We start from the raw sequence: 25,330 nt of genomic DNA, 5'->3' as shown, positions 1-25,330 counted from the left end.
TCTGTACCTAAGTAGACTCTTAGATGATCAAACTATAAATCTTACGCAGCTCTGCTGCTTTTCTGATGAATTTGAATTGAGTATTACCTAGGTGCTGAGCACCTTGACATTTATAGATAACTTGATAATTTTACGAATATTAAGGTACAGAGTACTGTTATCTATTTCATTAAGATTTTGAAGACTTTCAGAAACAAAGGACACTTTTTACAGTGTCCTTTGTTCTTATCTCTTTTAATAAGCGGTATTAATTCTTTTTCAATTCATTATCTAAAAATAATTTCAGATTATCGATATCGAGTCGCTTTGCGATTATTTTTTTGTCTTTATCGAGTAGGTATATAATGGGTGTACTATATACATCGTAAAAGATTCTAAAATTGGTTTGAAATTCAGGATCATAACAATTGATAAAATCATAAATGTCGTAATCGTGAATGGCATTTTCCCACATTTCTTTCTGATCTTGAGTACAAACTGCAAATACTTTTAGGCCTTTGTCTTGGTATTTGTCTAAGATTTCTGTTTTTAATTTGGGAGTAACCTTCTTACAGTGTCCACAATCAGGTTCCCAAAAATAAAGTACGGTTAGTGGAGCTTCAATCTCGTGTAGTCGCACAAATTCACCTTCAGGTGTTTGCATGAGTAAATCCTGCGATTTCATTCCAATCAAATTGAACTGAGTTTTGATAACCCGTTCTCTGATATTGGCCATTAGAGTGGAATCGGCCCAGGTGGCTTGTCCGCTTAAATAATATCTTTTTGCCAGGTTTACAAAGGCAGCATCCATACCCATTACCTTACTTTTTACCGTGTAGTTAAGGGCATATTGAGTTAAATACTGGAAAAAAGTTGTATCCGGACGTGCATTTTCAATCAGTTTTACCGATTCCTTTACAATGGAATCAGGACTTTGAACGAGTATTTTTTCGTAAAAGAAATCCAGCTTCTTTTTTAATATAGGCGTTCTTAGGTACCTGTTATCAGTAAGGTTTACATGATCGAAGTAATGATCTTTATTGTATATATAGGATTTGCGCTGAATTATTTTGTCGCGATCAGGAGTGTTTTCAGGAACTTCACTTTTAAAATCAGGAATTTTAGGAGACAAAGTAAACTGGGCAAATTTCTGAACAAATGAATTTTCCGGGAATTCAGATTTTAACTTTTCGATGTAAGCTCTTACTTCGATATCGGTATTTTTAAATTGTTTTCTGAATTTTTCCTTTTCAGTATCTTTACTTGCCTTTTTGTATGCTTCTTGTATGGTTTTTGATTTCTCATTCTGAGATTTCATAAACTTTTGAAAGTTATGAAATCCATCAGTTTCTTTAGATCCATTTACCGATATACTACCAATAAAATCTTTTGGATCGGCTGAAATTGAGAACACCTGATCTTCTCCAATTAATAAATCAAAATATTTCTGACTTGGCAAATAAATTACATAAATCCCTTGATCCAGAACTTTATCTTTTGAAAACTTTCCTTTGCCATTAATCAATTGTGTTGTGTCATCGGCAAAAATTCTTCCATCGAAATAATGGGCAAGATAAGCAGTGGAATCATTACAATTTAAAAGTTGCACTGAAATATCGTATTTCTGGGCATTTAAATTTGTAGTTGTAAATATGCAGAAAATCAGCGCACAAAGAGAATAAAAAATATTTTTCATTTGTAAATATCTATTGATAAGTATAAAGTCAGCGAAAATTACAAAACTTTTCCAATTGAATAATCATTTTGGATTGCTTAAATGTTTAACGAAATCTTAAAAGAAATGTTAGGCGATGGAGTTAATTGGTTAAATTAACTAATGTTTTGGGTTCTCATCTTGTCCTTACAATATAAACTTTCATGATAAAAAATAAGAATCACTAAAAAAATGAAAGGTTTTATCTTTCTGAGAATGTTTAATGAGAAGTACTCAGTAGTGCTTAATTTGAATTGGCTTTGGAATTTCACAACTTTTCTACTTTTTCACGATTCAAACTTTTCAAGACTTTCAGAAAAAGAAAGCCTGTCAGACTAATCTGACAGGCTTAGGTTTGTTAAACTAGCGTTAATGCTAGTGAGCAATCGGTTCCTTTCTTAGGATGGTATTCCAAATCTCTTCTTCTTTCAGTTTTTTAGTACAGAAAAACCAATCGTAGCATTTTATATCTTCTTCGGTATTTTCCATTCTGTCTTTAGCTACACCACATGATCCGGCAGGAGGGACTATAACTTCATCTCCTGGCTTCCAATCAGCAGGAGTGGCAACAGAAAACTTGTCGGCAGTTTGCAATGCCACTAGCACTCTGTAAATTTCATCGAAATTACGTCCAAGGCTAAGTGGATAATATATAATGGTTCGTATAATGCCATGAGGATCAATGAAAAATACAGCTCTTACAGCTTTGGTACTATCTTCGCCAGGCTGAATCATTCCATATTTGTTGGCAACTTCCATTTTTATGTCTTCAATAAGAGGGAATTGTACTTCAATATCTTTCATGCCTTTGTATTCAATTTTTTCCTTTATGGTTCTCAGCCAGGCAATGTGACTATACAATCCATCTACCGATAGTCCAACCAAATCACAATTGGTTTGATTGAATTGGTGTTCCATTTTTGCAAAGGTCATAAATTCTGAAGTACAAACAGGAGTGAAATCAGCAGGATGACTAAACAGAATTACCCATCTACCTCTGTAATCGTCAGGAAAGTGTATATCGCCTTGAGTTGTAATTGCTCTAAATTCAGGAGCCTTATCCCCAATTCTTGGCATGTTTACAGCTTTAAGTTCTGAATGTTCATTCATATCGTAAGGTTTTGGTGTTTATTGGTTTGAGTTGATTTTGAACTTTTTTAACCTCTTATAGAGTAAGAATGCTCCCAGTGATGAAGCATTAGGGAATACAGATTAAGCTAATGATCTGCCGAAGTATATTAAAGTTACTTCATTGACATGCAGATGTCAATAGTTAGGTAGGTGTAATTACTTAATTTTAAATAAGTTTTAATTAAAGGGAAGTGTTCGGAATATTATTTTTTCACATGAACTGGATCTATTTCTAGCCAGTTTAAAGCTTCTTCTTCTGTATAAAATACTTTGGCATTCTGAATTCGCACCTGAATTTCGAATAGCATAGCCATGGGAGTGTCGTAACTGTGGCTAACAAGGATTGCACATTTATTTAGAATGGGACTGTACTTTTCATACTCATCAATATAATCATCTAAATCTTTAATATTCAAAAGTACTTTGGCTCGGGTAAAATCAGAAATTACATTGTAGGATTCATTAAATAATTCATCCTTTCGAGTGCTTAAGGTATGATGAATCAAATCATTCCATTTGAAATAACCATAGTAGTATTCTTTTATGAGTTTTAAGTCAGGAAGTATTTCATATTTGAACTTCATACCTTTTGCTGTTTATACTTTTTAAATTTCAAAGTGAGCGTAAGCGAAACTGTGAAATATTAAATTGAAATGCCAATATATAATTAGTTTGGCATTTGGAGAGATACGAACAAATGGCAATACTAATTAATAATCGGTATAACTAAAGATAATAAGATCAATCAATCCAAGCAAAAAAGTTTTATACCATTTATAAAAAATAGAGAGCTATTTTAAGCTCTGGAATAGTTTAGGTATAATGCCGATATATAATTTGTTAGTCATTAGAAGAGAAGCGTACTAATGGCTTATACAAATTAATAATCGGTATTATTGATGGTTGGTTTCCAGGCTTAGATTCTTCTGTTCTTTTGAATTTGTAGGAGAATAATGTCTGGTTAGCCACTTGCTTAACCCATCCATTCCTGGAAAAAGAACTCGTTCGTTAATGTTTACCTGGTCCAGTTTGTCACGAATTTCCCATTTCATAGCGGCCGGAATTCTTATTCTAAAATACAATTCAGGCTTGTCCATTAACCATGAATTTAGTATTGAACTAGAATGCGACATGAAGGTAAATATGCCATATTGATTTACAATTCGATCATCCAGTGATGGAGGTTCAAATGCCACCACGAAATCGCTCTTTTCTTTCGATAGTTCTCTTAAATCCTGATAAAGTTCATGCAGCATTTCAATGGTAAAGCTATTGGAGCCAATTTGATGCAGTTTGTATTGCAAGTTTTCAGGTAGATAATTCTTTAAACTTTCGTAGTTCAATGCCCAAATCACACCATCGTGATGATACTTTTCAATCTCGGTGGTCGCAAAATGCAATGCAACGTAAGGAGAGTAGGTCCAATCCAAAAGTCGTGTTGGAAGTCCATGGTGTTGTGCTAATGCCAGCCATTCCCAATCTGATTTGTTATTAATATCAGGTCGGAAAGAGTACTTTTTAAAATTACGCAACAAGTGAAACTCCAATTCTTCATAGGGTCCTTTCAGTCGAATCAATGAGGTTTTCAATTGATAATCAAAGGATGATAATCCACGATAGATGTATGGAGAGCGTACTCGGTTTATTTTGTCGTTATAAGAATCGGTAAACAATACTTCTTGTAATTCGGACCAGGATGTTGGAATAATTTCTTCTTTAAGCGCCATTGAATCGATTTTAGATGTTCTAAATCTAAAATTGCAAATAAAAATGGAACAATGGCGTAAACTTAAGCTTAAATTTAAAAGAATGAAAAGATAGGTGGGGTATTCGTTATGGTTTAATTAAACCATAACGAATACCCCAAATGATCTTATTTTCTTTCGTATTTGCAGCAAGAATGAAGCTTGTTATACACTTCATCTTTTGCCTTTACCTTTTCGGTGTCATATCCCACTTTAGCAATTGCTTTGTGAATTGCATCCAGGCTGGTTTTTTCAGTATCAAAACTTACTTTTATGACTTTTGTTTTCTTGTCCCAATCTGCCATGCTAACTCCATCAACCGATTTTGCAGCCTTTTCGATTGTCTTTTCACACATGCCACAGTTTCCTGAAACTTTGAAGCTTGCCTTTTTGTTTTCTGCTTGTGCAGAGTATGAAAGGGTAATCATGGCTACGATTCCCAATAGTAATAACAATTTCTTTTTCATTTTGTTCTAATTTAAATTCGACTTGTTTATTTGTGTTTAATGATGATGTCCCTGCTGCATTGATTTTGGTTCTTCTTTGATAAGTGAATCGCTTACTTCACCACAATGAAGCATCATGTCTCCGAAATAAGGATTCATAATTTTCTCCTCTAAACTTAACCAATAAGCTCCTGTGTCATTGTCGGCCATAGGACAATATTGTATGTATATATTCTTTTCACCTGTGCCCAATGATTTTAAGCTGGCAATCAGGGCTTCATTAAATGGTTTGAATGCTTTTCGTTGCAATTCCATGTCTTCGCTGCTGGTAATCTCCGAAAGGTGATCATGAAGTAATTCATACTTTTCTTTCCAAAATTTCATTGCTTTTCCTTTCAAATCGAGATTGGAAGGCTTCATTTGCATTAAAGCTTTCATAACAGCTTTGGCTGCCTGCTTACTTTCTTTGGCTTTTGTTTCCACCATGATGTCTTTCATTGCCAGGTATGATTTTAGCAAATCTTTCATTTTGGAATTAAATGCCTTTGTGGCATAGTGCTGAAGCATTGGAGCGCCAGGTTTACTTGCAGGACGATTCATCATGCTGTACTTGTTGTTCAGTTGTGCAGCAGCATCAACAGTAAAAGTTCCTTTGCTTACAACCTCTTCACCTTCTTCAATCCCTTCTTTTATGATATAGGATTCTCCTAATGATTCTCCAATCTCAAGATCGCGCATCTCAAAACCTCCATCAACTTTTACATAGGCAATGGAACGTTTACCTGTCCACATTACTGCAGATTTTGGAATGATCAATTTGCTTTCTTCATGTTTCATGTCTGCATAGATGATTCCATTGGCAAACATTTCTGGTTTTAGAAGGTGATCAAAGTTGTTGACTTCAGTTCTAATTTGTACGATTCTTTTTTGGGTATCAATAACAGGATTGATATAGCTGATTGTAGAATGGAAATTCTTTGAAGGAAATGCCGAAATCGAAAACTCTATTTCATCACCTTTATGGATGAATGGCAAATCCTTTTCATAGGCATCAAACACAATCCACACTTTGCCAAGATCCGCTATTTCAAATAGAATGCTTCCTGCTTTAGCATAGGCACCTTTAGCTATATTTCTTTTAATAACATATCCTGATGCATCTGCTTTTATTTCAAAGTATTCCTGAATTTTTCCGCTATTTTTGATTTGTTCAATTTCATTAGCGGTAAGCTTCCAGAATTTTAGTTTTTGCTCTGCTGCTTTTGTTAATTCAGGGTAACTATCATTGGTTTTTAATGCTTGAAGTAATTCTTCTTGTGCACTAATCAATTTAGGAGCATACACTGTTGCGAGAGTTTGACCTTTACTAACTTTTTCTCCTTCAAAATTCACAAATAGCTTTTCAATTCTCCCATCGAAATGAATGGCCTGAGAGCTAATTTTTCTCTCATCAATACTAACTTTACCATTTAATAAAATTTCTTTATTGCTCCGACCAGATTCTACCCTTGTAGTTTGCACATTGGCCAGCTTTATGGCATCTGCATTCATTTCAATAAGGGCAGGCGATGAACTTCCTCCTGAATTATCCATAGGAATCAAATCCATTCCACAAATTGGACAATCACCTTCATTGGGTTGTTGAATTTGAGGATGCATGGAGCAGGTCCATGTTGTAGATTCTGCAGCACTAGCTTCATGCTCATGTTGATGTCCTTCGTGTGAATGATTGCTTTCTGTTTTTCCACCAAATATCAACCAGCCCAATAGTAATCCAACAAGTAGGATGATTAATTTTTGTTGCCAGTTGTTTGATATGTATTCTAGTATATTTTTCATGATATTTCAATTTAGTCTAAAGTCCCAAGTATAGACTGTTCGACATTTTGACTCTTTTACTTTTCCAGACTTTGATTTGCATCCAGATATTTAAATTGTGCCAGACTCTTTTGAACTTTGATTTGTGCTTCAACTTGCTTCTGTTCATAGATCCAAATCTTTTGCTGCATATTTAAAACCTCCTCGTATCGTTTTACAGAACTTTCATAACTGCTCGACAAGATTTCGTAAGATTGTTTTGCTTTCGTAAGCAGCTTCTCGTACAACTTAAGATCTCTGCTTCCGGTTTTATACAATTCAAAAGCTTGTTGTTTTTCCAATTGCAATTGGTTTAATTCCGAGATTTTTAATTGCTGATATTCCTGCTGTTTCAATTGATTGACTTTGATAGTAGCTTTGTTTTTTTTGCGAAAAATTGGAATACTTATCGATAGCATTGGCATTATTGCATCCTGACCATTGTCTGATATATCCATATCATTTCGTTTGGATAGAATTGCATAATCCAATCCTAAACCAAATTTGGGAAGAGTGCTGAGCTTGGATGCTTTCTCACCAAATTGAGCAGACTCAATCATTTGATTCCAGCTTGTAACTCTGTTGTGGTTGGCAAATATCAAATCTTCATTTGGGATCATGCTTGACAACAAGAAAGAATCATCCATAGGTGTGTTTACGTACATGCCAAGATCCCTGTTCAGGATTTTGTTGAAAGCTGTTTGTTGCGTAGTTCGCTTATCCTTGAATAGTTCCAACTTGGAAATTAACTCCTCTTTCAGCATTTGAATGTACAATACATTCACCATGTCGGTTTGGTCACTTTCGTAACGTTTTAAACTCTGCTTCTCTAATAGATCCAATACTTCCACTCTTTTTTGTGTGAAAAGTATCTTCTTGTCAGTCAGGATTAAATCCAACCAGGAGTCGGTAACTTTCAGTTCCAATTTTGAACGTGCATCCAAATATTTCAGATAGATAGCATGTGCCTGTAAACTGGCTTGCTGTTCCTTGGCACCAAGAGTTCCAAACCATGGAAACATCTGTGAAATGGATAGCTTGGCTTTCTGTGCACCTACACGTGTTTCTATTGGTTGAATAAATACACCCGCAGAGAATGTTGGATCAGGTAAAGCTTTAGCTTGTGGAATCTTTTCCAATGCCTGTTGGTATTTCAGATCCATGGCTTTTAAATCAGGATTGTTTGCAATAGCATATGTTATATGATTTTGTAAATCTATATTCACTGTTTGAGCTACTATTGAATTTGAATTGAAAACAAATATTAATAGAACAAATAGGTGTGTGAAAACTATTGAAATAACAGCCTTTCGCCTGTCGGCACTTTCCCTGGAAGGGAAAGATGTATTATTCAACTGTAGATACTTATTGTTTGACATTGCAATTGATTTTGTATTCTCCCTTTTTAGGGGAGATGTCCGATAGGAAAGAGGGGTGTTTTGTAAAATGAAATGAATTGTTTTCATGCCAAACCTCCTTTCTTTAGTTTGAATTCTTTGTACATGGCATACAATACTGGAACAACAAAAAGTGTGATCAACTCAATTGCCATTCCTCCAAATGCTGGAATTGCCATTGGTATCATTACATCTGAACCACGGCCTGTTGATGTTAAAATTGGCAATAGTGCCAAAAGGGTAGTGGCCGTTGTCATTAAACAAGGACGAATTCGTTTCGATCCTGCTTCGATAACTGATTGTCTGATTTCTGCTTTTGTTTTTGGATTATTCTTTTCGAATATCTGTTCCAGATAGGAAGCCATGATTACCCCATCATCGGTAGCTATGCCAAATAGGGCAATAAATCCTACCCAAACGGCAACACTCAAGTAGATTGGATGAACCTGAAATAATTCCTGAAGATTAATTCCAAAGATGGAAAAGTTCAGAAACCAGTCTTGTCCATAGAACCAAATCATAATGAATCCACCGGCAAAGGCAACGGCGATTCCACTAAATACCATTAGTGTAGGAGCGATGCCACGGAACTGGAAATACAATATCAGGAAGATGATTACCAAAACCACTGGAATGACAATACCCAATCGTTTTTCAGCGCGAATCTGGTTTTCGTAGTTTCCTGTAAACTTATAGCTCACGCCTGCAGGGACTTTCAATTCACCACTTTCGATTTTATCTGCCAGATACGATTGTGCAGCTTCTACAATGTTCACTTCAGAATATCCCTCCTCCTTATCGAAGATTACATATCCTACCTGGAAAGTATTTTCACTTTTGATTACCTGTGGACCTTGTACATATTCTATTGTAGTTAACTCCTCTAACGGAATGGATTTACCCATACTCGTTGGAATCAAAATTTTCTTCAGTAAATCCGGATCATTCCTCAATTCACGAGGATATCTTACCCGAATTGGGTATCGTTCTCTACCTTCAACAGAATTGGTTAATGTCATTCCGCCAACTGCAACCGATAAATGTTTTTGTACATCTTCTACCTGCAATCCAAAGCGGGCAATGGCTTTTCTGTCGATTTTGATTTCCAGGTAAGGTTTTCCGACCATTCTTTCTGCAAAGACAGATGCATCATTCACGCCAGGAACATCTTTTACCAGCTTCTCAAGTTGCAGACCAAAACCTTCAATCTGTTTTAGGTTATTACCCGACACCTTAATTCCGATAGGTGCACGCATACCGGTTTGCAACATTACCAAACGAGTTTCTATGGGCTGTAATTTTGGAGCAGATGTCACACCTGGTATTTTAGTGGCATTTACGATTTCCTGCCAGATATCATCAGGAGATTTGATGTGCTCTCGCCACTGTCGGTAAAATTCTCCGAACTCATCAGGAATCAATTCACCTCTCTCATCTTTTAGGAAATTGCCATCGTCATCCACGGCAAAACGAATCTTTTTACCATATTCATCCGTCATGTATTCGCTTTTGTAGTTGATCACATTCTCATACATGGAAATAGGAGCAGGGTCCAGGGCAGATTCTACACGGCCCAATTTTCCAACCACCATATCTATTTCAGGAATGTTGGCAACTGCCATATCCAGAAGTTTTAATACTCGTTTGTTCTCCTCAATTCCTGCATGAGGCATTGATGTTGGCATCAGTAGGAATGAACCTTCATCAAGGGCTGGCATGAATTCTTTTCCTATGCCCGGATATTTATGGTACATGGTTTTCCAAGCGGAGCTGGAGGTAATATTGAGTCCTATTTTATCCAATCCTCTGGCTACAAATCCGAAAGTGTTTCCAAAGCCCAACCAGATGATTATTCCCCATAGCACAAGGAAAGAAGGAATAGATAAAAACAGTAATTTGTGACGTAATGCCCAGTCCAGAATTCGCTGATAGAATCTAATGAATGCCAGGAACACTGCCAACAGAAATGAGATGCTTAAAATTACAAACAAGAAGTTCGCAAATATGGAATTGGATGCACCCAATGGCAACCATTCGCGGGCAAGCAGGAATGAAACGGCCAAAGCAATCACAAACAGATTTGCTTTGAATAAATATTTTTGATACTCCTGGTAAAATTGACTTGCAAGATTTATTCCGCCTAAAATGATTAGGGTGACTCCCATCCATGCAGAAGATGCAAAAAGAATATAAATACCAATAATTATTAGTAATGTATTGAGGGCAATTTTAATTTTTCTTTTTTCCGTTTTAATGGCAAATAACCAATGTGCCATTGCTGGCAGAATGATTACCGCAACCAAAAGGGCTGCAAACAGTACGAATGTTTTTGTGAATGCCAATGGTCTGAATAGTTTACCTTCGGCAGCTTCCATGGTAAATACTGGAATAAAACTTATAATGGTAGTCAGTACTGCAGTAATCACTGCTGGAGCAACCTCAGTAGTTGCTTCGTATATTACTTGTCGGAGGTTCTTATCAGGATTTTTCATTTCCAAATGTCGAATCATGTTTTCCGAAAGCACAATTCCAACATCAACTATGGTTCCAATAGCAATGGCTATCCCCGAAAGGGCAACAATGTTAGCATCAACATGAAAATAACGCATGGCAATGAAGGTCATCAGCACTGCTATGGGTATCAAGGCTGATATTAAGATGCTGGCTCTTAAATTCAGGACCATGATGATGATGACAATAATGGTAATAATGATCTCAAGAGTTAGGGCGTCCTCTAATGTGCCCAGTGTTTCGTGAATCAATTGCGTTCTGTCGTAGAAAGGTACAACTGTAAGTTTGGAAATGGTGCCATCAGCCAGTTCCTTTTCAGGTAAACCAACCGAAAGTTCCTCTATTTTTACTTTCACATTGTTGATTACCTCCAATGGATTGGCACCATAGCGAGCTACTACGACTCCACCTACCACTTCAGCACCCATTTTATCCAATATGCCTCTACGATCGGATGGACCATAGTTTACTTTGGCTACATCTTTAATTCTAACAGGTGTATTGTTGGTCATTTTTACAACAGCCTCTTCCAAATCGGCCAATTGTTTCACATAGCCGATGCCACGCACGAAGTATTCTGCCTGGTTAATTTCGATGGTTCGTGCCCCAATATCAAGATTGGATTTCTTTACAGCATTCATCACCTGCATAAGGTTGACTCCATGTGCTTGCATGGCTGCAGGATCAACATCCACCTGGTATTCCTTTACAAAACCACCTATTGATGCAACTTCCGATACTCCATCGGCGGAAGCCAAGGCATACTTCACCTGAAAATCCTGAATGCTTCTTAGTTCCTGAAGATCCCAACCGCCGGTTACTTCACCTTCAGCTGTACGTCCTTCAAGCGTATACCAAAAAATCTGACCCAAGGCAGTAGCATCTGGCCCTAAAGTGGGTTGAACACCATTGGGCAAAAGATTTTGTGGCAAGGAGTTCAATTTTTCAAGAATTCTTGATCTACTCCAATAAAATTCAATCCCTTCATCGAAAATGATGTAGATACTTGAAAATCCAAACATGGAGGAAGAGCGTATGGTTTTTACACCCGGAATTCCTAGTAAGGATGTGGTTAAAGGATAGGTGATTTGATCCTCAATGTCTTGTGGTGAACGCCCCATCCATTTGGTAAATACAATCTGTTGATTTTCTCCAATATCAGGTATGGCATCAACTGCTACCGGATCTTTGGGCAAAAAATCAACCTTCCAGGGAAATGGTGATGTAATTATTCCCCAGGCTATGAATACAACCAAAAGTATGGTTGTAATTAATTTGTTCTCTAAAAAGAACTTTATGATTTTATTCAACATGAATATCCGTTTTTGTACCTCATCCCCCGATCCCTTCTCCTAAAGGCGAAGGGGAGTGTGCAACAATTAAGCTTTAGTGCTTCCCTCTCCTCGAGGAGAGGGGTAGGGTGAGGTGATTAACTATGAAATAATCAATTACGAATTAGCAATTGGTTGGAATTACAAATTGTCAATTACGTGATGTGCCAGAGATGATATAAACCTTATATCAAGTCTATTTGTCATTTAACTCGTAATTCGTCATTGAATTTTCATAAACGGAACACCTGATTCAAAATGCATAAATCAGGCAAGGGTGGAGGGGGAAAATCTCCAATTGGGAATGAATTTGTTGAATCTTCTGTTCTTACAAACTGCAGCAATACAGGAATATTTGCATATAGCATATTCAGTTGTACTACATCATCTAATTCGAAAGAGGAAGCCAAATAATCAGCTTCAATCTTTATGGTTTCAGTTGATTCATCGCAACATCCACAAGGGGTTTCGCAACAAGAATCCGCTTCAACAAATATGGCAGTAGAGAAGAGTTCTCCGCCAGAATAATGCTTATTAATGCTCACCCCAGCTGTTGAGATCAGCAGGAGAAAAATCAAAATGATATGTCCGATTTTTTTAGATAGCATACAGTTAATTGCATTAATCAATACAAAACTAGTTTAATTTACAAAAAACAAAAGAAATATATATACTCTTAACAAAGTGTTAACTTTTAATAGGATTTATTCTTCTGTTGAATGCCTTTTGGTTCGAAAACGTTTGAGTGTTAAATAAGCTTAAACAGTCCCATTTTTTTGGGTTGAACTTGATGAATAGTAAAGGATAATAATTAAAATTGTTGACCATCCCACTCAAAACATTTTAAAGTACACACAAATTATAAAGTATGGAAAAATTAAAAGCACTTGTCAGATGGACAAGAATAGGCTTGTTGGCTCTATTTGTAATTGCAGTAGTAATGGAGTTAAGTTTTGGTATTTTGCTTAGCTACTACGATTTTGAACCTCCATTTCTGATTCAGGAAAGTGATAGGCTTTGGTTTACTATGGCAGGAGGAGTAATAATATTGCTTGAATTGTTAGCAGGCTGGATTTTGTATCGAAGTAAGATCAAGTACATTCAAATTTTAGATCAATTAGAAGAGAAGCTGAAAATATTTGGTAGAATTTATTCCTTACAGTTGCTTTTGATTAGTGCAGGAGGTGTTACGGCTTTATTCATATTTGGGATAACTCACGATATCCTTTGGTATTTGCCCTGGTTGATTTGTATGTATATTATTGGTAAGAACTTTCCGTTTAAGTTAAACCTTTTTCATGCTATGGGAATTGAGGAAGAGGAGGAACGAAAACTATTTTATAAGGAATAGATAATTATCTATTTCCATTATTTCATCACTTATATTTCATCATTCTAAATTGTTTATACTATTTTTGCAGCCAATTTAATACGAAAAGCTGTGGAAACTTTTAAGGAACTAGGTGTAAATAAGAATATTGTTAAGGGATTAAACGAATTAGGAATTGTTAATCCTACTCAAATACAATCAGAGGTAATTCAGGTTTTGTTGAATACTGATACCGATTTAATTGGTCAGGCCCAAACTGGTACGGGTAAAACTGCTGCCTATGGTGTGCCCTTGTTGCACCGTGTTAATCCTAAGGTAGAAAAAGTACAAGGATTGATTTTATGCCCTACACGTGAGTTGGGATTGCAGATTGCCAAACAGTTGTTCAAGTTTACGAAACATTCCGAGAAGACTTTTACAGAATGTGTATATGGTGGGGCACCAATCGAAAAACAGATTGCCAATTTGCGTCGTCCTACACAGATTATTGTAGCTACACCTGGTCGTTTAATCGAGCTGGTGAAGAAGAAAGCGGTTGATTTGACTCATGTTAAAACGGTAATTTTAGATGAGGCAGATGAAATGCTAAGCATGGGTTTCAAAGATCAATTGAATGAAATTCTTACTTACCTTTCACGTGTTGAGAACAAATGGTTGTTTTCGGCTACCATGCCTGAAGGAATTAAACAGATCATCAAACGCCACATTTCTAAATCGGCTCATCGCATTCAGATTAGTGGAAAGAATGTGGTGAATAAAAATATCAAGCATCAATTCGTATTGTGTGATGATCAAGAGAAGTTATCTGTATTGATGCAATTCCTAAAATCGGATACCAAAGCCAGAGGTGTGGTATTTTGTAAAACCAAAGAAGCTGCTCAGAAATTAAATCAACAATTGCAATCGCAGAAAGTAAAGGTTGATGCCATACATGGAGATTTGAAACAGATTGAGCGTAATAAGGTAATGCGAGCATTCAAAAATGAGAAGCTCAGAGTTTTGGTTGCAACCGATTTGGCTGCTCGTGGTATTGATATTGAAGGATTGGCATTTGTTGTGCATTATCAGTTACCAGATAAAGAGGAATACTATACACACCGTAGTGGAAGAACAGCTCGCGCAGGAAAAGAGGGGATTTCTTTATCCTTGGTAAACCACAAGGAGATGAAGAGTCTTCGTTATTTCCAAAAAACATTGAATATCGGTTTTAGCCAGATTCGTGCAAAAAGACAGTAATGCAATGAACAATTAGCAATAATCAGTTAACAATTGATATTGCTCTTTCATAAAATATACAACCCATCGGAATTGATTTCTGATGGGTTTCTTTTTTGTAGTAAAATAAAAGTTATAAACCGATAAACCTCAAAGAAAATCAGTGTTTTGTAAATTATTGTTAATAACTGAGATTGCTCAAAATCATTTTAATTCTTAACATTGTTTTGATTTATAGGTTCCGCAAGGAATAATAGGGAATCACGTGTAATTCGTGAGCTGTCCCCGCAGCTGTAAGTCCGTATGGTTTTGATTGACTATGCCACTGTTTTTTCTCAAAAAGAATGGGAAGGCCAATCAAAACGAAGGATGAGCCAGAAGACCTGCCTGTAATGAAGTTCGTAGCTTTCGGGAGAAAAAGCAAAGAATAGGTGCGCGATTATACATTGTGTACTATCATTCTATACTTTCCTCAGAAGCTATCATTTTTTCAAAATCATTAAAACATTAAGTAAGAATGAAAAACAATGGTAGTGCATCCGATTATCAAATTCGGAAAAGAAGTGGACAGATCGCAGGATTCGATTTGTCTAAAATTCGTGAAGCCATCAGTAAAGCTTTTCAGGCAGTGGGAGATGAGCGCATTGAATTGATTGATTTTTGTGTTAATCAGATTGAAAAAGAGCTTGACTTTTCAGGGATTCCAAGCGTAGAAGAAATACAGGATTTGGTAGAAAGAACATTGTTTCGATACGATTTGTTCGACGTTGCCAAAGCATTTATTCTATATAGAAAACAACATCAATCAGTACGAGATACCAAGGAACTTTTCTCAAACTTAAATTTGGTTGATGATTATCTGAATTTACAAGATTGGCGCGTTAAGGAAAGTGCCAATTCATCCTACTCACTTCAGGGCTTGAATCAACACATCTCAACCATTGTAAGTTCACAATACTGGTTGAATAAAATTTATCCGAAGGAAATTGGTGATGCTCATAAAAAGGGAGCTTTGCACATTCATGATCTTGGTTTTTTAAGTGTATACTGTGTAGGTTGGGATTTGCAGGATTTAATCATGACAGGCTTTAAAGGAGCATCGGGTAAACTGGTGAGTAAACCGGCAAGACATTTTAGAACCATTTTGGGACAGGTTGTCAATTTTTTCTACACCATGCAGGGTGAAGCTGCAGGAGCACAGGCTTTTTCGAACTTCGATACCTTGCTGGCTCCCTTCATTAGATTTGATCAATTGGATAGAAAGCAAGTGAAGCAAGCGCTACAGGAGTTCATGTTTAATGTAAATGTACCTACACGTGTGGGCTTTCAAACCCCTTTTACCAATGTTACAATGGATTTAAATGTTCCTTCTTTCATGAAAGATGAACCTGTTGTAATTGGTGGGAAAGCACAAGATTTTACCTATGGGGAATGCCAGGCAGAAATGGATCTCTTTAACGAGGTTTTTGCAGAGGTAGTTGAAGAGGGAGATGCCAATGGTAGTGTATTCTCATTTCCAATCCCAACTTATAATATTACTCCTGATTTTGATTGGGACAATCCACGATATGAAAACATTTGGAAAATCACAGCCAAGTATGGCATTCCGTATTTTTCAAACTTTGTAAATTCAGATATGTCACCTGATGATGTGAGAAGCATGTGTTGCCGATTGCGTTTAGACAAAAGAGAGCTGGCTCGTAAAGGAGGAGGATTGTTTGGAGCCAATCCATTAACAGGATCAGTAGGCGTAGTCACCGTTAATCTTCCTCGTTTGGGATACGAAGCTGGTAATGAGCAAGAATTCTTTAAGCGATTAGGTCAGCTTATGGAAATGGGCAAAAATAGTTTGGAAATCAAACGAAAGGTAATCGAAAATCTTACAGAAAAAGGTTTGTTCCCATATTCTAAATTTTATTTGCGTCATCTTAAAAACAAGAATGGAAAATTTTGGCAGAATCATTTCTCAACCATTGGCATTGTTGGTATGAACGAATGTTGCCTGAACTTTATTGGAGGTGATATTGTATCAGAAGAAGGAAATGCTTTTGCTCATCGAATTTTTGATTTCATGAAGCAGAAATTGGAAGAATTTCAGGAGGAAACAGGAAATATTTACAATTTAGAAGCAACACCTGCAGAGGGAACCACATATCGTTTGGCAAGATTGGATACGAAAGTTTACAATGATATTATTGTTGCCAACCAGGAGGCTTATAAAACAGGTGCAGCACCTTATTACACAAACTCTTCACAGTTGCCGGTTACCTACACCGATGATTTGTTCGAGGCTCTGAATCTTCAGGATGATTTGCAAACCCAGTATACAGGCGGTACCGTATTTCATACATTTATTGGTGAAAAACAATTGTCAATAGAATCGGTAAAAATGCTGATTAAAAAGATTACCGATAACTATCGATTGCCATACATTACACTATCGCCAAGTTTTAGCATTTGCCAGGAGCACGGATACATTTATGGTGAGCATCATAAATGTCCGAAATGTGCCGATATGGGTAAAGAAACAGATTGTGAAGTGTTCTCTCGTATTGTAGGTTATCTGCGCCCGGTTCACCAATGGAATGATGGAAAGCGTCAGGAATGGGAGGATCGCAAGTTATTTGATAAAAAAGCTCATATGAAAAAAGATTTGCAGGAAGAATGTGTTCTTGCCTAATGTTAAGCAATTATATATGCTAAGCATCTCTTTGCATGGCATGTTTATTTTGTATTAAAACTTTCCATGTCATGCTAATATCTGGTTTTATAAAAAACAGTTTGATCGATTATCCTGGCAAGATTGCTTCTGTAATTTTTACCCAGGGATGTAATATGCGTTGTAAATTTTGTCATAACCATGAACTAATTCCGATAAATGGAAGTTACTCCAATTATTCCGAGGATGAAATTCATTACTATCTGAAAAAGACCAAGGGGTTTATCGATGCGCTTGTAATAACAGGGGGAGAACCTACACTACAATCTGATTTGGAAGATTTCATTCGAAGCGCAAAACAATTGGGAATATTGGTAAAATTAGATACCAATGGAACTCATCCTAAACTGTTGAAGAAATTGATTGATGAGAAACTAATTGATTATGTGGCCATGGACATAAAGCACATACTTGATTTATCATCTTATCGGGAATTGGTAGGCAATCAGTTCAGTGAGCATCAGTTAGAGAATGTAAAAGAGAGTATTGCATTGCTTAAAGAAGCTGATATTGAGGTTGAATTTCGAACAACACTAATTCAAGGAAGTCAATCGGCTGATGATGTTCGAAAGATTTGTGAACATCTGCATTGCTCTAACTTGTATAGTTTGCAAAAGTTTAATCCTTTACAAGTTCTCGATCCATCTTTTGCAAAACGATCGGCTTTTAGCGATGAGGAAATGTTTTCTCTGATGGAAAGCAACAAAGATATCATGCCCAATATTAGGATAGTGAATGCTGATTAAATGAATGAATTCAAAAAAAATCCCATTGCAGAGCCAAAACTCTTTAATGGGATTTTTAATCGAACTCAGCTTAATATAAATATATGTGTAAACCTAACTAAAAAGCAAAACCAATACTTGTGCCAGGAGCACTCTTAAGAACATTACCAAAGGATAAACCGTTGCATATGCTGTTGATTGAGCCTGAACGGGTGCAATGGAGTTCGCGAATTCCAGAGCTGGAGGATCGGTCATTGAGCCAGATAGCAAACCACAAATCGATAGGTAATTTAGTTTCATGATTCGGGCAATGATGGCAAAAATGATGAGTGGCACAAAGGTGATGGCCATACCATAAAGCATCCATATGTAACCTTCGTTTAAAAGGGTTTCAACAAAATATTTACCCGATGAAAGTCCTACGCAGGCAAGGAAAAGAACAATACCCAATTCGCGAATAAATAAGTTTGCACTGGGTGTTATGTAAAAGTCCATCTTGCCAATTCTTCCTTTATGACCAAGAATTAAAGCAATTAAAAGTGGACCCCCAGCCAATCCTAATTTTGCAGGAGCGGGCAAACCAGGAATGTGAATTGGAACCAAACCAATCAATACTCCAAACAAAATTCCCATAAAAATAGGAAGGATGTTAGGGTGCGAAAGGTCTTTAATCGAATTACCCAGTAAGTTGGCAACCTCTGGCAAAGCGGTTTTCTCACCTACAATACGTACGGTATCACCAAACTCAACGCTATCCTCTTCGGTAGGCATTAATTCCAAACCATTACGATAAATTCTTGTGATATTTACAGGGAATCGGCGTGAAATACCAATTTGCTTGATACTTTGTCCAGCCAGTTTTTTGTTGGTAATTCTAAGCTGTTGCATGCCCAGTCGACCTGAGATTTCCTGTTCCTTGGTTTCATTAATTTTTCCAAGGTTCAGCTCGATGTTTTTGAAATTCATTGGAGTGGAAACGCCATACAACTTGTCGCCTTGTTCGATGATGAAATCTGAATCGGCAGCTAAGAACTCTCCATTTCTTTCAATTCGTGAAGGAACAAAAGCTTTGTTGCAATTGCCAATAATAAATTCAATGCTTTTGCCAATCAGGTTTTGGTTGGTAATTTCAATATTAATGGCAATTAGTTTTCCATCCAAACCGGTTATTTCCTTGCGATATTGATCTTCTTCTTTTTTCACATTGATTTTATAGATGACACGCAGAAGAATCATGGAAATGATGATCCCAAAAATCCCGAAAGGGTAGGCAACTGCATAGGCCATACCAACGGTTTGAGAGTTGGCAGCAGCTAAATCGGCATTGCTAACAATATCACCAATGGTTTGTTGAGCCGCACCAAGAGCAGGGGTGTTGGTTACCGCACCACACATAACACCAGTGATTACTGATATGGGCACATTAAAAATAAATTTTATAGCTACGGCAGTTAAAAATCCTGTAAACACAATTCCAGATGCCAGGAGGTTAATGCGCAATCCGTTCTTCTTCAAAGAAGGAAGGAATCGTGGTCCAACTTCGAGCCCAATGGAGTAAACAAACAAAATTAAGCCAAACTCTTTGATAAAGTGTAGAACATGTGGATCGGTTACTGCACCAAAATGTCCTACCAGTAAGCCTGAAAAAAGAATTCCGGCTATGCCAAGCTTGATTCTCAGTAGTTTTATTTTTCCAAACAGAATGCCCAGTACTGCTACAAGGCAGATAATAATAATGGTAGAAGCAGTACCAGGCTTTGTTAATAGTTCAATCAAATTCATGATAAGTGTTTATAGTATTAAAGTGTTTTACCATTTAAGAGTGCGGCTTCCCTAGATTAGAAACATGTCTGAATTATTTGGGATTGCTCATGTGAACAATGAAACTGATATGGTAGTTGCAATGAATACATCCATCTGTTCACAAACATGAATTGCAAAGCCAAACTGAGAAGTCGCACTCACTGATATTGATTTCGAGGGCTAGTCAGTAATCAATATCTAATATTTTAACATGATATTTTAAGCAATGAGGAGTTAAGGAGAAGTATCGAAAACTTCAACTCTTAGGTGGTAACCAAGCTTCGTTACGCGAGAAGCAGATGTAATTTTAAGCATTGCAATAATAGTTTAAGTATTTACAATCATAAATACTTTGCGAATAGACAAATCAAGTGATACCGAATTGTAACATAACAATTCAAAAGTAAGGACCTGATTTTTTGCTTTATTTCGCGAAAGCATTCATCTGATTTCGAACAAGACAGGTTTCCTGGCTTTCCAATTTGTAAGGCCTTCCCATTCCTCATTTTGGATCAGTGGCTTCTTTCTTACAAACTTTTAGTTTGGAATCACAGTTGCGCGTCAGCTCATGATTTTCACACGATTCCCTATTAAATCCCCTTACGGGATATCTTATCCGTTAACGGTCGCAAAGGTTTGCATTTTTTTTTGAACTATCCAAGCAATTATTTAAAAAAAATTATGAAACATTAATGCCAGACTATTATTCACCTCATATTGGTATGATTGTATTGGTATGATTATTCTGACAATCAAGATTCGGTAATTTAACATTGTTTAAGTTGGCAAGAGCTAATGGGGGGATGGTTTAAATTGCGAACAATAAAAAAACACAATAAAATGAGAATCATAACAGAAACGAAAGCTTTTCGTTATTGTGTGATTTTGTTGTTGTGTTGAATGTGGGATGAGAACTACTGAGTAGTGCTTGAATTGCATTGAGTTTTCACAGCTTTTCTACTTTTTCACTACTCAAACTTTTCAAGACTTTCAGAAAAAAAGCTGCCTCAAAATGATGTTGAGGCAGCTTTAGACGAATCTACTTAATTATTAACGTTTGATCAGCTTCTTGGTTTCACTGTTTCTTTCATCCTCAAGAATGATGATGTAGGTACCCGAAACAAGATTTGATACATTAACTTCAGTAATGTTAGACACGACTGGGATAAGTTTAACCAGATTACCATTCATGCTAACAATTTTAATTTGACCACTTGCGCTTATGGTTTCGATCTTTACGTACTCACGTGCTGGATTAGGACTAAGTTTTAGCAAATCAGTTGGTGCTTCATTGCCCAAAGGATCAGAAATTGTAATGTCGTTATACTTCACCGATGCAGAAGCATTGGTAATGTTCACAGTATAATCTTCCACTTCGCCATAGTTAAAGGTTTCGCAAGGAGTGGCAGCAGCATTGTATTTCATGCTAACACGCATTCGCGTTGTTCCCGGTTTTGCATCGCTCGGAACAGTAAAGTTGCCCGACAAAGTACCACTACTACTTGATGATCCACTAACCATTTCTTCGTTGGAATCGAATGTACCATTTTGATTAAAATCGATCCAAACATGCCAGAACTCGGTATAACTTGTGCTTCGGAAACCAGCACTAATGTAAATGGTTTGTGAACTTCCCGGGTTCAAATCAGTACTCATGCTTGTATAATCGGCGTAGCCACCGTCGTCACCAGTACTGTTATCAATATTGCCTAATCGAACCAAATCGATCCATTCGTAGCTCGAATTGCTTCCTTTAGAAGAGCAGTAGTTCAGGCTGGCAGCATTTGTTGTTAAATTGTATGTGCTTGAATAGTTGCTCGATCCAAAACTATTGTTGGATCTCAACCTGTATTCGTAGGTAGTGGATGCATTGGCACCTGTATAATCGTAACTGCTTGCTGTAGTATTAAACGTACTCCAGTTGCCACCTTGTTCTCTGATATCGATATCGTAAGAGCTGGCAGTAGAAACTGCATTCCAATTGATTGTAAAAGAATTGGTCGTAATGTTGCTCGCAGTAATTCCATCAGGAGTTGGTGGAGGCGTTTGAGAAGCCGCTTGAATGTTTACGGTATAATCTTCTACTTCGCCATAAGAGAAGGTTTCACATGCTGTTTGAGCTCCGTTGTATTTCATACTCACACGCATTCTGGTTGTACCCGAAGCGGTAGATGGAATGGTAATAGAACCGGTAACAGTAGTTTTACTCATCGAACCAGCATCAAAAGCCAATTCATCAGCATCGTTAAAAGTACCATCCTGATCATAGTCAATCCAGATTTTCCAATATTCATTATAGCTTGTTCCTGAGAAGGACGGGCTCAATGAGATGTTGTACTGATTTCCGGCATCCAAATCGATAGTAGTAGATGTGAAATCGGAATAACCTGCAGCTGCTGAAGTTTTGGTAAAGCCTCCAATTGTTACTTCAGAAATCCACTCGTAATTTGAGTTGTTTCCTTTCGACGTACAATATTCTATCGGCGCATCAGAGGTTGTAGTGCTAGCAATTGCTGAGTAATCACTGCTTCCTGCATCGTTATTGGAACGAAGCTGATATTCGTATACAGTAGAAGCTTGCAGACCTGTTACATTCTGATTGGTATTAGTGGTATTGTAATTGGTCCAGCTTCCCCCTTGAGGACGCACCTGTACATCGTAATCAACAGCATTGTTGGCAGCATCCCAGGTCAGACTAAAAGAATTGGAAGTAATGTTGCTAACTGTAATGTTTGCAGGAATGTCAGGAATAGGAGGTAAGGCAAGGGTAGTAACATTTCCTATTGTGGTATAGTTACTACTTCCGGCACTGTTGGTAGCTCTAAGCTGGAATTCGTAAGTGGTTTCGGCACTTGCTCCCGTGTAGGAGTACGAGTTGCTTGATGCAGTATAGGTGTTCCAGCTTCCTCCGCTTTCTCTGATTTGAATGTCATAGGAACTTGCTCCCGAACTAGCATTCCAGTTAAGATCAAAAGAAGTAGCCTTTACATTACTTGCTGCAAGACCGGTTGGAGTTTCAGGAGGATTTCCATCAGAAAGAGCAGCAAAAGCATTCATTCGCCCGCTTCCCAATTTGCCTATGAAAGTAGGAATGGTAGCATCAATATTGTCTGTTGTATTTACCAATTTATCCCAAACTTGCTGAGGAGTAATATTGCCATAGTATTTAGATACGATTAAAGCTGCAACTCCAGAAACATGAGGACATGCCATTGAAGTCCCCTGCATTACACCATATTGATTGTTGGGAAGGGTTGAATGAACAGCTGTTGGATCGGTATTCGAAGAAATTAATTCTCCTCCCGGTGCAGAAATATCTACCCAGGTATCATAGTTTGAATACCAAGCCTTTTCATCCTTACAATTCACAGATCCTACGGCCAATGCACTCTCGTAACATCCCGGATACCATAATCCCGAGTCATCATCATTACCTGCTGCGATAACCACCAGGCCGCCATTCATTGCCTCACCAGGACCACCTGCATTGGCGATAAAATAATCGATCGCATCCAGTACAGCCTGATCGTAAACGCCTTTGTTGCTATATCCCCAACTATTTTGAGAGATTACAGCACCATTGTCAGCCGCATAGGTAAAAGCTTCGGCAAAACCACCATTTGATGCATCCGTAAAAACAGTACATGACATCAGGCGAACGCCATTGTTGCTTCCATTACCACCAGCAACACCAGCAACACCAATACCATTATTGGTTTCGGCAGCTACGGTTCCTGCGACATGTGTTCCGTGATCTCCAACGGTTATACTTCCCTTATTTTCTGCAAAATTGTATCCGTAAACATCATCGATATAACCATTGTTGTCATCATCGATACCGTTTCCTGCAATTTCTCCGGGGTTCACCCACATGTTTCCGGCCAAGTCTTCATGATCCCAATCAACTCCACCATCCTCGATGGCAACAATTACATTGGGATTCCCCGTTTCAATTTCCCATGCTTCCAATAAGCTGATGTCAGATCCTGGTGTACCACCATTTTGACCTGTATTTTCGTAATGCCACTGATCTGAAAAACGTGGATCGTTAGGGGCTGTACTTAAGCTTGGAGGACTAGCCTTTGGCAATTCGGGTAGAGGAGTAATGCTGTGCGAAACCAGCTTTGCTTCGGGAATTGCTTGTGCCATAGAAATTTCAGTAATGTTACTATACTGAGAAATCAATTGCTTTACAGGAGTAGAGGAATTGAACTCAATGTCGTACCATAGGTGCAAACCAAACTTACGATGCCTGGCTTCATGTTTACCTGCATCGCGAAAAACACGCTTCATTTTGTAAGCCATGAACTTTTCATTCAGCTTATCAACGGCCTTCATGTTGGTTACAACATAGCCATCCTGAGGTCGAGCTTTTAGCTTGTGACCTTTTTCAAGATCCTCAGAAAGTACATCCACTTTCGCCTGAATGGTTTCCGAGAATTTTACCCGGATAACACCTTTGTAAAGGCCTTCGGAATTAACAGCACGCTTTTGTGCAAAACCTACCTGAAAGATTAGTAGTAGGACAATAAAAAATGTAAAATTTTTCATAGAATTAAATTTAATTGTGATTGGTTTTCGTTGGGCAATTGTGAATTTATGACATTTTTTTAATATGACGAAAAATATTTATTGTCTAATTGTGTGTTTGAGTGTGAAAATCTTCTGAGAAAAATTCTGTAAGCCTGATAAAATAAGCGATTGATGGATTTGAAAAATTATTAGGTTAATGTTAAAATTTTTACAAACTGAATTTGACATTCAAAAAAAGTCATTTAATAATCAAAAAAGATTCGTTAGTCGTTGTTGTGTGTTTTTTGAGCGAAAGGTAAATACTAATCTGAAAAATCAAGATTGCGAAGGGTAAAATCTTAAGGAATGTGATATTTTATGGATTTTAAATGCTTGAAAGATGCGTTTTTTGTAAGATTGCATTTATTAATATGTTTATATGTAAGGGTGATTTTATTCTGTGATGCCCGTAAATACAAGTAAACGATATCTTGTTGCTTTTCTTTAGCCTCTTGAATGTCTTTCTTCCATTTGAAATGAGAAATCAGACTAGCAAAATGTATTCCGCAAGGTGTTTTTGTATCCTTCTACCTTTATTGAAAGGGATTCAATGTTTTCCTTGGGCCAATTGTTTTTTTCAGAAAGATCTTTCAAGAATGTTTTACACCAATCTACTCTGGTAGAAAGGTGTAAAATGTTTTCCTTGGACCAATTGTTTTTCTTAGGAAGATCTTTCAAGAATGTTTTACACCAATCTACTCTGGTAGAAAGGTGTAAAATGTTTTCCTTGGACCAATTGTTTTTCTTAGGAAGATCTTTTAAGAATGTTTTACACCAATCTACTCTGGTAGAAAGGTGTAAAATGTTTTCCTTGGGCCAATTGTTTTTTTCAGAAAGACCTTTCAAGAATGTTTT

Annotated in this window: 16 protein-coding genes and 2 riboswitches; of the genes, 4 read left to right on the top strand and 12 right to left on the bottom strand. The window is 37.1% G+C overall.

All coding sequences use genetic code 11. The annotated features are described in order from the left end of the window. Positions 1-247: 247 nt before the first annotated feature. The 9 genes from NQ163_RS19205 to NQ163_RS19165 form a co-directional block, all read right to left on the bottom strand. Complete coding sequence (locus NQ163_RS19205) at positions 248-1,675, bottom strand: TlpA family protein disulfide reductase (protein ID WP_268191943.1); 1,428 nt, start codon at positions 1,673-1,675, stop codon at positions 248-250. Between the two features lie 393 nt (positions 1,676-2,068). Next, entirely contained in the window at positions 2,069-2,803 is a 735-nt protein-coding gene (locus tag NQ163_RS19200; protein ID WP_268191942.1) for a peroxiredoxin, read from the bottom strand. Between the two features lie 224 nt (positions 2,804-3,027). After that, positions 3,028-3,408: a hypothetical protein gene (locus NQ163_RS19195; protein ID WP_268191941.1), complete on the bottom strand. Its 381-nt coding sequence runs from the start codon at positions 3,406-3,408 to the stop codon at positions 3,028-3,030. 309 nt (positions 3,409-3,717) lie between these two features. Then, positions 3,718-4,551: an FRG domain-containing protein gene (locus NQ163_RS19190; protein WP_268191940.1), complete on the bottom strand. Its 834-nt coding sequence runs from the start codon at positions 4,549-4,551 to the stop codon at positions 3,718-3,720. Positions 4,552-4,697: 146 nt separating this feature from the next. Continuing rightward, entirely contained in the window at positions 4,698-5,036 is a 339-nt protein-coding gene (locus NQ163_RS19185; protein WP_268191939.1) for a heavy-metal-associated domain-containing protein, read from the bottom strand. A gap of 36 nt (positions 5,037-5,072) precedes the next feature. Further along, positions 5,073-6,854 (bottom strand): efflux RND transporter periplasmic adaptor subunit, encoded by a 1,782-nt coding sequence (locus NQ163_RS19180; protein WP_268191938.1) that lies wholly within the window; start codon positions 6,852-6,854, stop codon positions 5,073-5,075. A gap of 56 nt (positions 6,855-6,910) precedes the next feature. Beyond that, positions 6,911-8,251 (bottom strand): TolC family protein, encoded by a 1,341-nt coding sequence (locus NQ163_RS19175; protein WP_268191937.1) that lies wholly within the window; start codon positions 8,249-8,251, stop codon positions 6,911-6,913. Between the two features lie 83 nt (positions 8,252-8,334). Continuing rightward, complete coding sequence (locus NQ163_RS19170; RefSeq protein WP_268191936.1) at positions 8,335-12,093, bottom strand: efflux RND transporter permease subunit; 3,759 nt, start codon at positions 12,091-12,093, stop codon at positions 8,335-8,337. 251 nt (positions 12,094-12,344) lie between these two features. After that, positions 12,345-12,719, bottom strand: coding sequence for an HYC_CC_PP family protein (locus NQ163_RS19165; protein WP_268191935.1), 375 nt, complete (start codon positions 12,717-12,719; stop codon positions 12,345-12,347). Between the two features lie 260 nt (positions 12,720-12,979). On the opposite strand from NQ163_RS19165, the gene NQ163_RS19160 reads away from it, so the two are divergent. The 4 genes from NQ163_RS19160 to NQ163_RS19145 all read left to right on the top strand — a co-directional run bounded on the left by NQ163_RS19160 (position 12,980) and on the right by NQ163_RS19145 (position 18,121). Beyond that, on the top strand, positions 12,980-13,462 hold the full coding sequence (locus NQ163_RS19160; protein WP_268191934.1) for a hypothetical protein: 483 nt from the start codon (positions 12,980-12,982) through the stop codon (positions 13,460-13,462). Between the two features lie 90 nt (positions 13,463-13,552). Next, positions 13,553-14,677: a DEAD/DEAH box helicase gene (locus tag NQ163_RS19155; protein WP_120239515.1), complete on the top strand. Its 1,125-nt coding sequence runs from the start codon at positions 13,553-13,555 to the stop codon at positions 14,675-14,677. Between the two features lie 198 nt (positions 14,678-14,875). Beyond that, a riboswitch (cobalamin riboswitch) is annotated at positions 14,876-15,061 on the top strand. 112 nt (positions 15,062-15,173) lie between these two features. Continuing rightward, a complete protein-coding gene (locus tag NQ163_RS19150) occupies positions 15,174-17,336 on the top strand; it encodes a ribonucleoside triphosphate reductase (protein ID WP_268191933.1) in 2,163 nt (720 codons plus the stop codon). Positions 17,337-17,407: 71 nt separating this feature from the next. Next, positions 17,408-18,121: an anaerobic ribonucleoside-triphosphate reductase activating protein gene (locus NQ163_RS19145; RefSeq protein WP_268191932.1), complete on the top strand. Its 714-nt coding sequence runs from the start codon at positions 17,408-17,410 to the stop codon at positions 18,119-18,121. A 93-nt stretch (positions 18,122-18,214) separates the two neighbouring features. Here the strand turns inward: NQ163_RS19145 and NQ163_RS19140 are convergent, their stop codons facing one another. The 3 genes from NQ163_RS19140 to NQ163_RS19130 all read right to left on the bottom strand — a co-directional run. After that, positions 18,215-19,882 carry a putative transporter gene (locus NQ163_RS19140; RefSeq protein WP_268191931.1) on the bottom strand — a complete coding sequence of 556 codons (1,668 nt, stop codon included), beginning with the start codon at positions 19,880-19,882 and terminating at the stop codon, positions 18,215-18,217. 463 nt (positions 19,883-20,345) lie between these two features. Continuing rightward, positions 20,346-20,533, bottom strand: a riboswitch (cobalamin riboswitch). A 420-nt stretch (positions 20,534-20,953) separates the two neighbouring features. Then, on the bottom strand, positions 20,954-24,454 hold the full coding sequence (locus NQ163_RS19135) for a S8 family serine peptidase (protein WP_268191930.1): 3,501 nt from the start codon (positions 24,452-24,454) through the stop codon (positions 20,954-20,956). A 510-nt stretch (positions 24,455-24,964) separates the two neighbouring features. Beyond that, the coding region (locus NQ163_RS19130) for a hypothetical protein (RefSeq protein WP_268191929.1) at positions 24,965-25,330 on the bottom strand (366 nt) is incomplete at its 5' end.

The sequence above is a fragment of the Marinifilum sp. D737 genome (assembly GCF_026672275.1).
Lineage (GTDB): Bacteria > Bacteroidota > Bacteroidia > Bacteroidales > Marinifilaceae > Marinifilum.
The sequence above is the reverse complement of the archived record's forward strand: the minus strand, read 5'-3'. Positions and strand labels throughout refer to the sequence as shown.

Excerpts from the sequence above, each read along its gene's own strand:
- NQ163_RS19175 (WP_268191937.1), bottom strand. The coding sequence starts at position 8,251 with ATGTCAAACAATAAGTATCTACAGTTGAATAATACATCTTTCCCTTCC.
- NQ163_RS19160 (WP_268191934.1), top strand. The coding sequence starts at position 12,980 with ATGGAAAAATTAAAAGCACTTGTCAGATGGACAAGAATAGGCTTGTTG.
- NQ163_RS19205 (WP_268191943.1), bottom strand. The coding sequence starts at position 1,675 with ATGAAAAATATTTTTTATTCTCTTTGTGCGCTGATTTTCTGCATATTT.
- NQ163_RS19195 (WP_268191941.1), bottom strand. The coding sequence starts at position 3,408 with ATGAAGTTCAAATATGAAATACTTCCTGACTTAAAACTCATAAAAGAA.
- NQ163_RS19190 (WP_268191940.1), bottom strand. The coding sequence starts at position 4,551 with ATGGCGCTTAAAGAAGAAATTATTCCAACATCCTGGTCCGAATTACAA.
- NQ163_RS19145 (WP_268191932.1), top strand. The coding sequence starts at position 17,408 with ATGCTAATATCTGGTTTTATAAAAAACAGTTTGATCGATTATCCTGGC.
- NQ163_RS19140 (WP_268191931.1), bottom strand. The coding sequence starts at position 19,882 with ATGAATTTGATTGAACTATTAACAAAGCCTGGTACTGCTTCTACCATT.
- NQ163_RS19180 (WP_268191938.1), bottom strand. The coding sequence starts at position 6,854 with ATGAAAAATATACTAGAATACATATCAAACAACTGGCAACAAAAATTA.
- NQ163_RS19165 (WP_268191935.1), bottom strand. The coding sequence starts at position 12,719 with ATGCTATCTAAAAAAATCGGACATATCATTTTGATTTTTCTCCTGCTG.
- NQ163_RS19185 (WP_268191939.1), bottom strand. The coding sequence starts at position 5,036 with ATGAAAAAGAAATTGTTATTACTATTGGGAATCGTAGCCATGATTACC.
- NQ163_RS19170 (WP_268191936.1), bottom strand. The coding sequence starts at position 12,093 with ATGTTGAATAAAATCATAAAGTTCTTTTTAGAGAACAAATTAATTACA.
- NQ163_RS19200 (WP_268191942.1), bottom strand. The coding sequence starts at position 2,803 with ATGAATGAACATTCAGAACTTAAAGCTGTAAACATGCCAAGAATTGGG.
- NQ163_RS19150 (WP_268191933.1), top strand. The coding sequence starts at position 15,174 with ATGAAAAACAATGGTAGTGCATCCGATTATCAAATTCGGAAAAGAAGT.
- NQ163_RS19135 (WP_268191930.1), bottom strand. The coding sequence starts at position 24,454 with ATGAAAAATTTTACATTTTTTATTGTCCTACTACTAATCTTTCAGGTA.